Genomic DNA, 13,272 nt, shown 5'->3' with positions numbered 1-13,272 from the left:
CTCCCAGCTAGACCACTGGGTAGATAGGCCGGATGTGGAAGGCAGGACGAAAGACTGCCGCAGCTGACCGGTACTAATAAGCCGACAACTTGACTCACATCATTCTTTGCTACGCGTCCACTGTGCGGTTCCCGAGAAACCAACGGGCCACCATGCCTGATTGACAATCTCGACAGTGTTACGGCGGTCATAGCGAAGGGGAAACGCCCGGTCCCATTCCGAACCCGGAAGCTAAGCCCTTCAGCGCCGATGGTACTGCACTCGCCAGGGTGTGGGAGAGTAGGACGCCGCCGGACAACCATTCCACGAAGGCCCACCCGACAACGGGTGGGCCTTCGTGCGTTCACGCGCTAGTTCTAAGACATTTTCATGCATTTCCCGGACGACGCCGAGGCGAGGAGGACCGCCGCTTCGTCCAGAGCTCCAGCCGCGCGCGCACCCTGCGGCGCAGCACCGCCCACCCGCTGTCCGCGGTGATGAGACCATGGGCGTCGACGTACGACGAGGAGTTACACCATGAACAGCGACGGCTCGGACGAGCGACGCCCCCGCCAGGATCGACAGGGCGGCGGATCGGCCCGCCCGTGGAGCGGTGGCAGCGGTGCTTCAGGGGACGCCCGCGGCGGCTCCCGAGGTGCCGGTGGCGCGCGCGACGCGCGCGGTGGGTACGGCGGTGACGACCGCCGCGGCGCGTACGAGGGCCGAAGCGCAGGACCGCGCGACGAGCGCCCGCGTGGCGGCCGCGCTGGGAGCTCCGGTGGGCGTCCCTTCGGTGCAGGGTCGACGGGCGGCACGGGACGTCCGCGCACGTCCGCCGGCGGCCGCGACGACCGCGCGCCGGGTGCCGGTCGGTCGACGTGGCAGCGCCGGGACGGCGACGCTCGTCCTGCCGGGTCGTCGCGCCCCGGTGCGGGACGCGACGCGGGCGGGTACCGCGGAGCGCAGGGTGGCGAGCGCCGTGAGGACCCGCGGGGGCAGCGCGGTTCCTGGTCGTCCGCCGGCCGGGACGACGACCGGCGCGGCGCGCCGCGGAGCGCCGGGCGACCGTGGTCGCCGAGCGCGTCGCCGGATCGCGGCCGCGGTGCCGGCGGCACCGGCCGGCCCTGGGACCGACCGGACGACCGTGCCGGCCGACGCGACGACCGGGCTGGTGCCGGTGACCGCGAGCAGCGCGAGAGCCGTGGAGCGCGCCCTGCACGGACATGGGGCGCGGACGCCGGTGGGCCGTCGCAGCGCCGTGAGCAGGCGCCTCGGTGGGGTGCGTCCGGTGGTCGTCCCACCGACCGTGCGGGTGCGCCGCGCTCCTCGGGTGGATGGTCGGGGCCCGGCCGTGACGACGCCCGAGGCGCCGGTCGTCCCGCGCGGGACGACAGGGGCGCGCGCGGCAGCTGGGGTGACCGGTCCGCCGATCGTCCGGCTCGTCCCAGGGAGGACCGCGGTATCGGCGGCGCCGCTCGCGACGAGCGCGGCCCGGGTGGCGAGCGCCGGCCGGGAGCGCCGCGCCGGAGCGACGACCGTGCCGGCCGCGACCGCTCCGCCGACCGTCCGTCGTGGGGCGCACCCGACGAGCGCGGCCAGGCGCCGCGTCGCGAGCAGCGTCCGGACGACCGGCGCGGCGCGGGCCGCCATGACGAGCGGCCGACGCGGGGGTTCGACGCACGACGCGGTGACGCCGGTGCGGGGCCCCGTCGAGGTGGCGAGCGGTCGTACGGTGAGCGGCCCTCCGGGGATCGCTCCTACGGGGACCGCTCCTACGGGGACCGTCCCTCGGCGGGGCGTGCGGATGCGCGCGGGACGACGGGGCGCCACGACGCCGAGCGGCGCGGTGGGCCGGCGGCCGGCGAGCGCCACGGCGCCGCGCGGTCCGGCGACCGCCCGACCGGCCGTTCGTCGGGCGAGCGCGGCGCGGGCCGTCCGGACGGCGGCGCACGCTCGGGTGACCGCCGCACCGAGGGCGGCCGTCCGACCGGCCACCCGCGGGTGGCCGGGGGCGACCGCGCGCCGCGCTCGGCCGACCGGCACGAGCCGGACCGCGTGCGCGTCCCGGAGCCGGAGATCCCCGAGGACGTGACGTTCGCGCAGCTGGACCGCGAGGCACGCGGGCCGCTGCGGACCCTGAGCAAGGACAACGCCGAGCGTGTCGGGCGACACCTCGTCATGGTGGGGCGGCTGCTCGACGTCGACCCCGAGCGTGCGTACGAGCACGCCGCGGCGGCGGTGCGCCGCGCGGGGCGGGTCGACGTGGTGCGCGAGGCTGCGGGGCTGGCCGCCTACCGGACCGGCCGCTACGCGGAGGCGCTGCGCGAGCTGCGCACGGTGCGGCGCCTCAACGGCTCGTCCGAGCACCTCGCGGTGATGGCCGACGCCGAGCGTGGGCTCGGGCGGCCCGAGCGTGCGATCGCGCTCGCCAACGAGCCGGAGGCCGAGGCGCTCCCGGCGGCCACGCGGGTGGAGCTCGCGATGGTCGTCAGCGGGGCACGCCTCGACATGGGGCAGGCCGAGGCCGCGGTCGCGGCGCTGGCCACCGACCTCGTGCGCGGTGCGAGCGGTGTGCTCGCCGTCCGCGTCGCCCAGGCGCGCGCTGCCGCCCTCGAGGCCGCCGGACGGCACGCCGACGCGGAGGCGGAGCTCGCGCCGTACTCCGAGCGCGAGCTCGAGGAGGCGGCCGGGCTCGTGGAGGTCGACGAGGAGGTCCTCGTGTACGACCTCGAGGACGACGCACTTGAGACGGCCGACGCACCTGAGGAGCCCGCCGAGGTCGCCGACGCCGAGGAGGTCGGCACCGCGGAGGTGGACGACGCCGCCTCGGACGACGCCGCTCGAGCGGACGACGCCGACGCTGACGACGAGGACGACGAGGACGACGAGGACGACGAGGACGAGGACGAGCCGGCGGAGGTCGACGACCCCGACGTCGAGGAGACGTCCGCTGCGGAGGGCGTGACCGACGAGGCCGCGAGCGGCGCGGGGGCCACCGACGAGGCGGCCGCTGCAGGAGCAGCGGCCACGGACGACACGGCGGACGACGGCGAGGCGCCGGGCGCCGGCACGACGGGCGGCGAGCTCGCGGACGACGAGGAGGCACGGTGACGGGTGCAGGACTGCTGGCGTCGCAGGAGCCGCTCGCGGCGCGCTACGACCTCGCGCTCGTCGACCTCGACGGCGTGGCGTACCGCGGGCACGAGCCGATCGACGGTGCCGCGCAAGGGCTCGAGGGGGCCCGGGGCGCCGGCATGCGGCTCGTGTTCGTCACGAACAACGCCTCGCGCGAGCCCGAGCAGGTCGCGGACCAGCTCGTCGGCCTCGGCATCCCCACGCAGCCGCACGAGGTGATGACGGCTGCGCAGGCGGCCGCGGAGCTGCTGGTGACGCGCGTGCCCGCCGGGGCGCGGGTCCTCGTGGTCGGCGGTGCCGGCCTGCTGACGGCGGTGCGCGCGAAGGGCTACGAGGTCGTGACGTCGGCGGACGAGGAGCCGGTGGCGGTCGTGCAGGGCTTCGCGCCCGAGCTCGGCTGGGCGCAGCTCGCCGAGGCGGCGTACGCCGTGCAGCGCGGCGCGTGGCACGTCGCGTCGAACCTCGACCTGAGCCTGCCGACGGCACGCGGCTTCGCGCCGGGCAACGGGTCGCTCGTGGGCGCGGTGCGCGCGGCGACGGGCGTCGAGCCGGCGAGCGCGGGCAAGCCGTCGCCGACGATGTACCGCCTGGCCGTGGAACGCGCCGGCGCGCGTGCGCCGCTGGTGATCGGCGACCGGCTCGACACCGACCTGGCGGGCGCGCGTTCCGGGGACATCCCCGGGCTGCACGTCCTCACCGGGGTGAGCAGCGCGCGCGACGACGTCCTGGCCCTGCCGGGGGAGCGCCCGCACTTCATCGGCGCCGACCTGCTGTCGCTGCTCGAGCCGCACCCGGCGCCCGCGCCGGAGGACGGCTGGTGGGTGTGCCGCGGCGCGGCGGCGCGCGTCACGGCGGCCGCGCTCGAGCTGCGTCCGGCGCCGGGCGCGGACGGCCGTCTGGACCTCGTGCGTGCGGCCTGCGCCGCCGCATGGGACACCGCGGACCGCGGTCTCCCGCTCGACCCGTCGAGCGTGCCCGAGCTCTGACGTACCCGTCGCGCCCCCGACCCGCGGTGGCGGGCACGCGCCCTCCTGTGGGTCGTGCCCGCCGTCGCGGACGGTCGCCGGGTAGCGTGGGGACGCCCGGCGCGCCCGCGCGTCGGGCGCGGCACGTCCGCCGGCACCCGCGGCCTGACGGGTGCCGGGCGACGCGCGGCCACGCCGGCCGCCGCGACCCGTCGACGAAGGGAAGGACCGCACATGAGCGACAGCACGCCCGGCGCGTCGTCGGCCGTCCCCTCACCGGCCGCCCTGGCGCACGCCGCCACCACGCACGCCGCCACCACGCACGCCGCCACCACGCAGGGCGTCCCCGCGCACGGCACCCGCACCGCCCCGGTCCCCGGGCCTCCGGTCGCCCCGACGCCCGCCGACGTCCGACCGGCCCCCGCGTCCGACGACGCGACGGCGACGGGCGACGCCGCGGTCGACGAGGCGCTCGGCCGGCTGCGGGACGTGGCGGAGCTCGACCTGCGTGCGCAGCTGACGGCGTTCGAGGCGGTGCACGGCGCGCTCCAGGACCGCCTCGCGGACGCCGAGGGATGACCGCGACGATGACGGCGCGCCTCGACGCCGAGCTCGTCCGCCGCGGGCTCGCCCGGTCGCGCACCCAGGCCGCCCGGCTCGTCGTGGACGGCCGCGTGCGCGTCGACGGCGTCCCCGCCCGCCGGCCGGCGACGGCGGTCGACGCCACCGACGACGTCGCCGTGACGGACGACCCCGCGGACCCGGGCTGGGCGTCGCGCGCGGCCCGCAAGCTGGCCGACGCCCTCGCCGCGTGGCCGGACCTCGACGTGCGGGGGCGGACGTGCCTCGACGCGGGCGCGAGCACCGGCGGGTTCACGGACGTCCTGCTGCGACGCGGGGCCGGGCACGTGGTGGCGGTCGACGTCGGCCACGACCAGATCGTGCCGGCGCTGCGCGCGGACGCGCGCGTCGAGGTCCGCGAGGGCGTGAACGTCCGTGACCTGCGCGCCGGTGACGTCGTGCCGGCGCCGACGCTGGTCGTCGGCGACCTGTCCTTCATCTCCCTGCGTCTCGTGCTGGCGCCCCTCCTGGCGGTCGCGGCGCCCTCTGCGGACCTCGTGCTGCTCGTGAAGCCGCAGTTCGAGGTCGGGCGCGACCGGCTCGGGGCGAACGGCGTGGTGCGCGACCCCGCCCTGTGGCGTGCCGCCGTCCTGGACGTGTGCACGACCGCCCGCGGGCTGGGCGCCCGCGTCGTCGACGTGCGGCCGAGCACCCTGCCGGGCACCCACGGCAACGTCGAGTTCGTGCTGCGCCTCGTCGCGCCGGGCGAGGGCGCGGGGCCGCAGGAGGACGCGGCCGTGACGGCGCTCGTCGACGCGGCGGTCGACGCGGCGGGCGACGGTGCGGCCGGCGGTACCCGCGGGTCCGCCGGGACGCGGGCCGGGGTCGCCCGGTGACGCGGCGTGCGCTGGTCGTCCGCCACAGCGGGCGGCCCGAGGCGCTGACGGCCGCGGACGACGTGCTGCGTGCACTGCAGCGTGCGGGCGTCGAGGCCGTCGCCGCGTCGGAGGACGACACGCCGGCGGACCTGCCGCCGTTCGAGCTCGCGGTCGTGCTCGGCGGGGACGGCACGATCCTGCGCGCGGCGGAGCTGACCCGCGGGACGGACGTGCCGCTGCTCGGGGTCAACCTCGGGCACGTCGGGTTCCTCGCCGAGATCGAGCCCGACGACGTGGACACCGCGGTCGCGCGGCTGACGTCGGGGGACCACGACATCGAGGAGCGGGCGACGCTGGACGTGCGGGTCGTGCACGCCGACGGCCGCACCGAGTCGGGCTGGGCGCTCAACGAGGCGGCGCTGGAGAAGACCGACCCGGCGCGCATGATCGAGGTCGTCGTCGAGGTGGACGGCCGGCCGCTGTCGGCGTTCGGCTGCGACGGCCTCGTCGCGGCGACGGCGACAGGCTCGACCGCGCACGCGTTCTCGGCCGGCGGTCCGGTGCTGTGGCCGGACGTCGTCGGGACGGTGCTGGTGCCGCTCGCGGCGCACTCGCTGTTCGCGCGCCCGCTGGTGCTCGGCCCGCGCAGCGTGCTCGCGATCGAGCTGATCGAGCGCTCGTCGTCGACGGCCGTCGTGACGTGCGACGGGCGCCGCCAGCTCGAGCTGGACCGGGGCGCCCGTCTCGAGGTCCGCGTCAGCGACACGCCCGTGCGGTTCGCGCGCCTCAACCCGGCGCCGTTCACGACACGGCTGGTGCAGAAGTTCGACCTGCCGGTCGTCGGCTGGCGGGGAGCCCGCGAGGACGGTGCACGGTGATCGAGGAGATCCGGATCGACGACCTCGGCGTCATCGGCCGCGCGCACGTGCGGCTCGGGCCGGGGCTGACGGTGCTGACGGGTGAGACGGGCGCCGGCAAGACGATGGTGCTCACGGCGCTGTCGCTGCTGCTGGGCGGCCGCGCCGACCCGGCGACGGTCCGCACGGGCGCCCGCGCCGCCGCGGTCGAGGGCCGTGTCGTGCTGCCCACGTCGTCCCCCGCGCTCGAGCGTGCCCGCGAGGCGGGCGCCGAGGCCGACGACGACGGCAGCCTCGTCGTGCTCCGCACGGTCACCGCGAGCACCGACGGCGCCGCGGGCCGCTCGCGCGCCCACCTCGGGGGGCGCTCCGTGCCGCAGGGCGTGCTGGCGGAGATCGCCGAGGAGCTCGTGACCGTGCACGGCCAGGCGGACCAGGTCCGCCTGCGCTCGCCCGCGCGCCAGCGGGCGGCCCTCGACGCGTTCGCCGGCGCCGAGCACGCCGCCGTGCTGGCCCGGCACCGCACGGCCTGGGCCGAGCGCGCGCGCGTGCAGGCGGAGCTGGACGACCTCGTCGCGCGCGCCCAGGAGCGCGCCCGCGAGGCGGAGCTGCTCCGGCTGGGCCTGGCGGAGGTCGAGCGCGTCGCGCCGCAGCCGGGGGAGGACGCGGACCTCGCGGCCGAGGCCGAGCGGCTCGGCAACGCCGAGGACCTGCGTGCCGCGGCGGCGGGCGCCCACGTCGCCCTGGTCGGCGACGACGACACCGCCGGTGAGACGGCGGCGGCGACGCTCCTCGTGGAGGACGCCCGACGCCGCCTCGAGCAGGTCGGTGCCCACGACCCCGCCCTCGCGGGGCTCGCGACGCGCGTCGCCGAGGCCGGCTACCTGCTCGCGGACGTGGCCGCGGACCTCGCGGCGTACGTGCAGGACCTCCAGGCGGACCCCGCGCGGCTCGACGCCGTGCAGCGGCGACGCGCCGAGCTCGCCGGCCTCACGCGCTCGTACGGCGAGGACGTCGCCGCGGTCCTGCGGTGGGCGGAGGAGTCGTCCACGCGGCTGCTGGACCTCGAGGGCGGTGAGGAGCGGATCGCCGTGCTGACCGAGCGCCGGGAGGCGCTCGACGCGGACCTGCGCGACCTGCGGGCGACGCTCACGGCGGCTCGCACCGACGCGGCGGGCCGGCTCGCGGACGCCGTCAGCGAGGAGCTGGCGGGCCTCGCGATGGCCGGGGCGCGCCTCGTCGTCGACGTCCGGCCGGCCGACGAGCCCGCCGCCCACGGCGCGGACGCGGTGGAGATGCTGCTCGTGCCGCACGCCGGCGCGCCGGCGCGGCCCCTCGGCAAGGGCGCCTCCGGCGGCGAGCTCTCGCGCGTCATGCTCGCGCTCGAGGTGGCCCTGGCGACGGCGGAGGGCTCCGGCGCGGCGACGCCCGGCACGTTCGTGTTCGACGAGGTCGACGCCGGCGTCGGAGGGCGCGCGGCGACCGAGGTCGGGCGCCGGCTGGCGCGGCTCGCGACGGGTACCCAGGTCCTCGTCGTGACGCACCTGGCGCAGGTCGCGGCGTTCGCCGACCAGCACCTCGTCGTCACCAAGTCGGTCGCGGACGGCGTCGACGTCGTGACGGAGTCCGACGTGCGCACCGTCGAGGACGAGGACCGCGTGCGCGAGCTCGCCCGCATGCTGTCCGGGCAGGACGACTCGGAGACGGCGCGCGCGCACGCGGCGGAGCTGCTGGCCCAGTCCGTGGGACGATGACCCACGATGAGAGTCTCCCTGCGCAGGCGTACGAGCGAGCCCGACACCGGTGAGGTGGTCGGGCCGGCACGCGTCGACCGTCGTACGAAGTCCCTGACCAAGCGGCTGCGGCCCGGCGACGTCGCGGTGATCGACCACCTCGACCTCGACCGCGTCTCGGCCGAGGCGCTCGTGCGCTGCCAGCCCGCCGCGGTCCTCAACGCGTCCCCGTCGACGTCGGGGCGGTACCCCAACCTCGGGCCCGAGATCCTCGTGTCAGCGGGCATCCCGCTCGTGGACGACCTGGGCGCGGACGTCATGGCCGTGACCGAAGGGCACACGCTGCGCGTCGTCGAGGGAGCCGTCCTCGACGGCGAGACGCTCGTCGCCGAGGGCGTCGTCCAGACGCCCGAGTCCGTCGCGGCGACGATGGAGGAGGCGCGCGCCGGGCTCTCCGTGCAGCTCGAGTCCTTCGCCGCCAACACGATGGACTACCTGCGGCGGGAGCGGGACCTGCTGCTCGACGGCGTCGGTGTGCCGGACATCGACACGCGCCTCGAGGGCCGTCAGGTGCTCATCGTCGTGCGCGGGTACCACTACAAGGAGGACCTCGTCACGCTGCGGTCCTACATCCGCGAGTACCGCCCGGTGCTCATCGGGGTGGACGGCGGCGCGGACGCGATCCTCGAGGCGGGCTGGCGCCCGGACATGATCGTCGGCGACATGGACTCCGTGTCCGACCGCTCCCTGCAGTGCGGCGCGGAGATCGTCGTGCACGCGTACCGCGACGGCCGGGCGCCGGGCCTCGCACGCGTCGAGCAGCTCGGCGTCCCGCACGTCGTGTTCCCGGCGACGGGCACGAGCGAGGACGTCGCGATGCTGCTGGCCGACGACAAGGGCGCGGAGCTCATCGTCGCGGTCGGCACGCACGCCACGCTCGTCGAGTTCCTCGACAAGGGCCGCGCCGGCATGGCGAGCACGTTCCTCACGCGCCTGCGCGTGGGCGGCAAGCTCGTCGACGCCAAGGGCGTCTCGCGGCTCTACCAGCACCGCATCTCCAACGTGCAGCTGACGCTGCTCGTGCTCGCCGGCCTGCTCGCCCTGGGCGTCGCGCTGGCCTCCACGGCCGCCGGTCAGACGCTCATCGGCCTGCTGGGAGCGCGCCTCGACGACGTCGTGTCATGGTTCGGCTCGCTCGTCGGCGGGTCGCCGTGACCCCGGCCGGCCGGCCCGCCGCGCGTCCGCCCGCGCGACGCCCCGCGCGCACCGCACCCGCCGGCCGCACGGCCGCGGCGTCCGCGCGCCGCCACCCGACGCCCCCCGCCCCCCGCGCCGCACACCCCGGCGCCACCGACCGAGAGCTCACCCTGTGATCGACTTCCGGTACCACATCGTCTCCCTGATCTCCGTCTTCCTCGCGCTGGCCGTCGGCATCGCCCTCGGCGCCGGGCCGCTCAAGGAGACGATCGGCGACACCCTCACCGGCCAGGTGGAGCAGCTGCGCGCGGAGAAGGAGGACCTGCGTGCCCAGCTCGACGAGGCCGGGACCGACGAGGCCGCGGCCGAGGCGGTCGTGTCCGCCGCGGGCCAGCGCATGCTGGCCGGCGCGCTCACCGACCGTCGCGTCGCGCTCGTCCTGCTCGACGAGGTGCCCGAGGAGCAGGTGACGGCGATCGGCGAGCGCCTCGGCCAGGCCGGCGCGTCCGTCTCCGCGACCGTCACGCTCACCGACGCGTGGACCGACCCCGGCCTGCGGACCTACCGTCAGGCGCTGGCGGGCACGCTCGTGTCGTACCTCGAGACGGCGCCGCCGGCGGACGCCGGCACCGAGGCCGAGCTCGCCGACGCGCTCGTGCAGGGCCTCGTCGGCGCGGACGGTGCCGCGCCCGACACCGTGTCCGAGAACGCGGCGACGCTCCTCGAGCTGCTGTCGTCGGGGGACAACCCCCTGCTGTCGGTCGCCGGCGACGTGACCGCACCGGCCGACGCCGTCGTGGTCGTCGCCGCGCCGCCCGCGCAGGACCCGGAGCCGTCGCCCAGCGCGGACGCCGGCGCGACGACGCAGGAGGCCGAGCTCGCGGTGCTGGACGCCGCCCAGCGCCTGTCCGCCGGTGCCGTGCTCGCCGACGGCCGCCGCACCCCCGAGTCGCTGACGTCGGCGGTCCTCGGCGACGCCGACCGCGCCGAGCGCGTCACCACCGTGTCCCGCACGGAGGACGTGACGGGGCAGGTCGTCGTGCCGCTCGCGCTGGCCGCCCGCATCGCGGGGGAGAACGGCCACTACGGCTACGGCGACGACCTCGAGCCGCTGCCCCCGGCGGTGCAGCTGCCGCCCGTCGACCGCACGCCGACCACGCCCGACGCGCCCGCGGCCGACGGGGACGCCGGTGACGCCGGCGCGGAGGGCGAGGGATGACCGCGGGTCGTCGGCTCGCGGCCGCCGCCGTCGCGGCCCTGACGACGGCCGTCGTCCGCGGCGTGCTCGACACGAGCCCGCCCGGGGGACCGGCCGCGTGGACCCGCACGAACCACCGCGGCGAGCCCGTGAGCATGCTCGAGGGGCCCGCCGTCGGGGCGGGGCTGCTGGCGGGCGCCCTCGTCGGCGCCCCCTCGGCGCGCGGCGCGCTGGCGGCCGGGGTCGCCGTCGCCGGGGCGGCGGGCTTCGGCCTCGTCGACGACCTGCGGGAGGACACCACCACGCGCACCAAGGGGCTGCGCGGGCACCTCGGCGCGCTCGCGCACGGGCGCCTGACGACCGGTGGTCTCAAGGTGCTGGGCATCGGCGCCACCGCCCTCGCCGCGGCGGCGGTCGCGCGACCGGCGGGCGGGCACGCCGCGCACCCCGTCGCGCGCGCGGCCGACACGCTCGCCTCGGGCGCCCTCGTCGCCGGCACGGCGAACCTGGTCAACCTCCTCGACCTGCGGCCGGGGCGCGCGCTGAAGGCGGCGGGCCTGGTGGCCGCGCCGCTCGCGCTGACGGGCGCGGGCGGGGGCGTCGCCGCCGCGGTCCTCGGTGCCGGCGGCGCAGCCGTGGAGCAGGACCTCGCCGAGTCCGACATGCTCGGCGACGGCGGTGCGAACGCGGTCGGCGCGGCGCTCGGCACGGCGCTGGTCCTCGGCGCGCCGCGGCCGGTGCGCCTCGCCGCGCTCGCCGCGGTGGTCGCGCTCACGGTCGCGAGCGAGCGCATCAGCTTCACGCGCGTCATCGAGCGCACGCCGGTGCTGCGCGAGCTCGACCGGTTGGGCCGTCGCCCCGCGGTGGCCTCGGGTGCGCGCCCGACGCCGGGCGCCGACGCCGCACGGCCGGGCACCGCAGGCGCATGAGCCCGGGCGCGCGCCGCGCCGTCCACGGGCTCCTCGGTGCGGCGGCGATGATCACCGTCGTCACGCTGCTCTCGCGCGTGCTGGGGCTCGGCCGGTTTCTCGTGCTCGCCGACACGGTCGGCGCCGACCGGGTCGGCGACGCCTACACGGCCGCCAACACGCTGCCGAACATCCTCTTCGAGACGGCCGCGGGCGGCGCGCTCGCCGGCGCGGTCGTGCCCATGCTGGCCGCGCCGCTCGCACGGGCGGACCGGGCGGGCGTCGACCGGATCGCGTCGGCCGCGCTCGGCTGGACGCTCCTCGTCCTCGTGCCGCTCGGCGTGCTGCTCGCGGCGTTCGCCGAGCCGCTCGCCGCGTTCCTCGGCGGGCCCGACGCGACGTCCGTCGCCCTCATCCGCTTCTTCACCCTCGTGTTCGCCGTGCAGGTGCCGTTGTACGGGCTCGCCGTGCTGCTGTACGGGGTGCTGCAGGCGCACCGGCGCTTCTTCTGGCCCGCGTTCGCGCCGGTGCTCAACACGCTCGTGGTGATCGCCGCGTACGTCGGCTACGGGGCGCTGGCCCAGGGCGAGACGGACGACCCCGCGGCGCTCGCGGCGGGAGCGCTCGAGGTGCTGGCGTGGGGCACCACCGCGGGGGTGGCGGCGATGTGCCTGCCGATGCTCGTGCCGGTGCACCGGCTCGGGGTGCGGCTGCGCCCGACGCTGCGGTTCGGCGGGGACGCCGGCGGGCGCTTCCGCGCCCTGGCGCTGGCCGGGATCGGGTCCGTCGCGGCGCAGCAGGTCGCCGTCTTCCTCGTCCTGCGGCTGGTGCTCGGCTACGCGCCGGGCGGTGGTGAGGGCTACACGGCCTTCGTCTTCGCGCAGCAGGTGTACCTGCTGCCGTACGCGGTGCTGGTCGTGCCGCTGGCCACCTCGACGTTCCCGCGGGTGGCCGCGCACGCCGCGGCCGCCCAGCGGGACGCCTTCGCCCGGTTGGCCGCGGTCACGACGCGCGGCGTGCTGGTGGCGGGCGTCCTCGGCGGTGCGGCGGTCCTCGCGGGAGGTCCCGCGGTGGCGCAGGTGTTCGCCTCTCTCGCCGAGAACCCCGGTGTGGCGGAGGGGCTCACCTCGGCGCTGGTGCCCATGGCCCCCGGCGTGGTGGGCGTGGGGGTGCTGTTCCACGTCTCGCGCTGCCTGTACGCGCTCGAGCGCTCCCGGGCGGCCGTCGTGGCGAACGTCGTCGGCTGGTGCACCGTCTCGCTGGCCGCGGTCGTGCTCGTCGTGGTCGTCGCACTGGGCAGCGAGCACGTGCTGGCCGCGGTGGGCGCCGCGACGACGCTCGGCATGACGGCCGGGGCCGTGGCGGCGCTGGTGGCGCTGCGCAGGGCGGCCGGCCCCGGTGCGCTGACCGGCCTGGTGCGCACCTCCGTGGTGGCCCTGCTGGCCGGTGCGGTGGGCGCGGCCGCCGGGCGCTGGGTCGCCGACTCCGTCCTGCTCCTCGCGGGCGACGGCGCGTGGTCCGCGGTCGGCGGCGCCGCCGGTGGTGCGGTGCTCGCCGCGGTCGTCGTGGCCGCGGCCGTCGCACTGCTGGACCGTGGCACGGTCACCGACGTGCTGAGGGCCGAGCGTGCGTCCACCGCGGCCCCGGCCGTCGCGGTGCCGGTGCCGGGCGTCGACGAGGCCGTCGTGGTCGACCCGCGCGCGGGCGACGCGGCGGCGGGCGACACCCGCGACGAGGGACGGGGCACGCGCGACCGGTGACCTCGGGCCACGTCGCGCCGGCGGTGCGGACGGGCGGGGGTGCGCGGGGACACGTCCGGCGCGCGGCGCGGTCTGCGGCGGCGCGCCCCGCGTCCGGTAGG

Annotated in this window: 10 protein-coding genes and 1 rRNA gene; all 11 read left to right on the top strand. The window is 77.7% G+C overall.

All coding sequences use genetic code 11. From position 1 onward, the window contains the following. Positions 1-179 precede the first annotated feature (179 nt). The 11 genes from rrf (at position 180) to murJ (ending at position 13,171) form a co-directional block, all read left to right on the top strand. A 5S ribosomal RNA gene (gene rrf / locus ACFUMH_RS05705) occupies positions 180-296 on the top strand. Between the two features lie 1,738 nt (positions 297-2,034). Continuing rightward, positions 2,035-3,090: a hypothetical protein gene (locus ACFUMH_RS05700; RefSeq protein ID WP_378201734.1), complete on the top strand. Its 1,056-nt coding sequence runs from the start codon at positions 2,035-2,037 to the stop codon at positions 3,088-3,090. After that, entirely contained in the window at positions 3,087-4,100 is a 1,014-nt protein-coding gene (locus ACFUMH_RS05695; protein WP_378201731.1) for an HAD-IIA family hydrolase, read from the top strand. Before ACFUMH_RS05700 ends, ACFUMH_RS05695 begins: the two co-directional genes overlap by 4 nt. Positions 4,101-4,313: 213 nt before the next feature. Next, entirely contained in the window at positions 4,314-4,658 is a 345-nt protein-coding gene (locus ACFUMH_RS05690) for a hypothetical protein (RefSeq protein ID WP_378201728.1), read from the top strand. Further along, positions 4,655-5,536, top strand: coding sequence for a TlyA family RNA methyltransferase (locus ACFUMH_RS05685; protein WP_378201725.1), 882 nt, complete (start codon positions 4,655-4,657; stop codon positions 5,534-5,536). Before ACFUMH_RS05690 ends, ACFUMH_RS05685 begins: the two co-directional genes overlap by 4 nt. Continuing rightward, on the top strand, positions 5,533-6,396 hold the full coding sequence (locus ACFUMH_RS05680) for an NAD kinase (RefSeq protein ID WP_378201722.1): 864 nt from the start codon (positions 5,533-5,535) through the stop codon (positions 6,394-6,396). The genes ACFUMH_RS05685 and ACFUMH_RS05680 overlap by 4 nt, the downstream gene beginning before the upstream one ends. Beyond that, the gene (gene recN / locus ACFUMH_RS05675; protein ID WP_378201720.1) at positions 6,393-8,129 is read left to right on the top strand and encodes a DNA repair protein RecN; all 1,737 of its coding nucleotides are present in this window, start codon (positions 6,393-6,395) and stop codon (positions 8,127-8,129) included. The genes ACFUMH_RS05680 and recN overlap by 4 nt, the downstream gene beginning before the upstream one ends. 6 nt (positions 8,130-8,135) lie before the next feature. Then, positions 8,136-9,323, top strand: coding sequence for a putative cytokinetic ring protein SteA (steA, locus tag ACFUMH_RS05670; RefSeq protein WP_378201717.1), 1,188 nt, complete (start codon positions 8,136-8,138; stop codon positions 9,321-9,323). Between the two features lie 154 nt (positions 9,324-9,477). Beyond that, positions 9,478-10,524, top strand: coding sequence for a copper transporter (locus tag ACFUMH_RS05665; protein ID WP_378201714.1), 1,047 nt, complete (start codon positions 9,478-9,480; stop codon positions 10,522-10,524). Continuing rightward, positions 10,521-11,432: a hypothetical protein gene (locus ACFUMH_RS05660; protein WP_378201711.1), complete on the top strand. Its 912-nt coding sequence runs from the start codon at positions 10,521-10,523 to the stop codon at positions 11,430-11,432. The genes ACFUMH_RS05665 and ACFUMH_RS05660 overlap by 4 nt, the downstream gene beginning before the upstream one ends. Continuing rightward, positions 11,429-13,171 carry a murein biosynthesis integral membrane protein MurJ gene (gene murJ / locus ACFUMH_RS05655; RefSeq protein ID WP_378201708.1) on the top strand — a complete coding sequence of 581 codons (1,743 nt, stop codon included), beginning with the start codon at positions 11,429-11,431 and terminating at the stop codon, positions 13,169-13,171. The genes ACFUMH_RS05660 and murJ overlap by 4 nt, the downstream gene beginning before the upstream one ends. Positions 13,172-13,272 lie beyond the last annotated feature (101 nt).

It is taken from the genome of Cellulomonas sp. NPDC057328 (genome assembly GCF_042667215.1).
In the GTDB taxonomy this organism is placed as follows: Bacteria; Actinomycetota; Actinomycetes; order Actinomycetales; family Cellulomonadaceae; genus Cellulomonas.
This window is presented reverse-complemented; position numbering and strand designations above follow the sequence as displayed.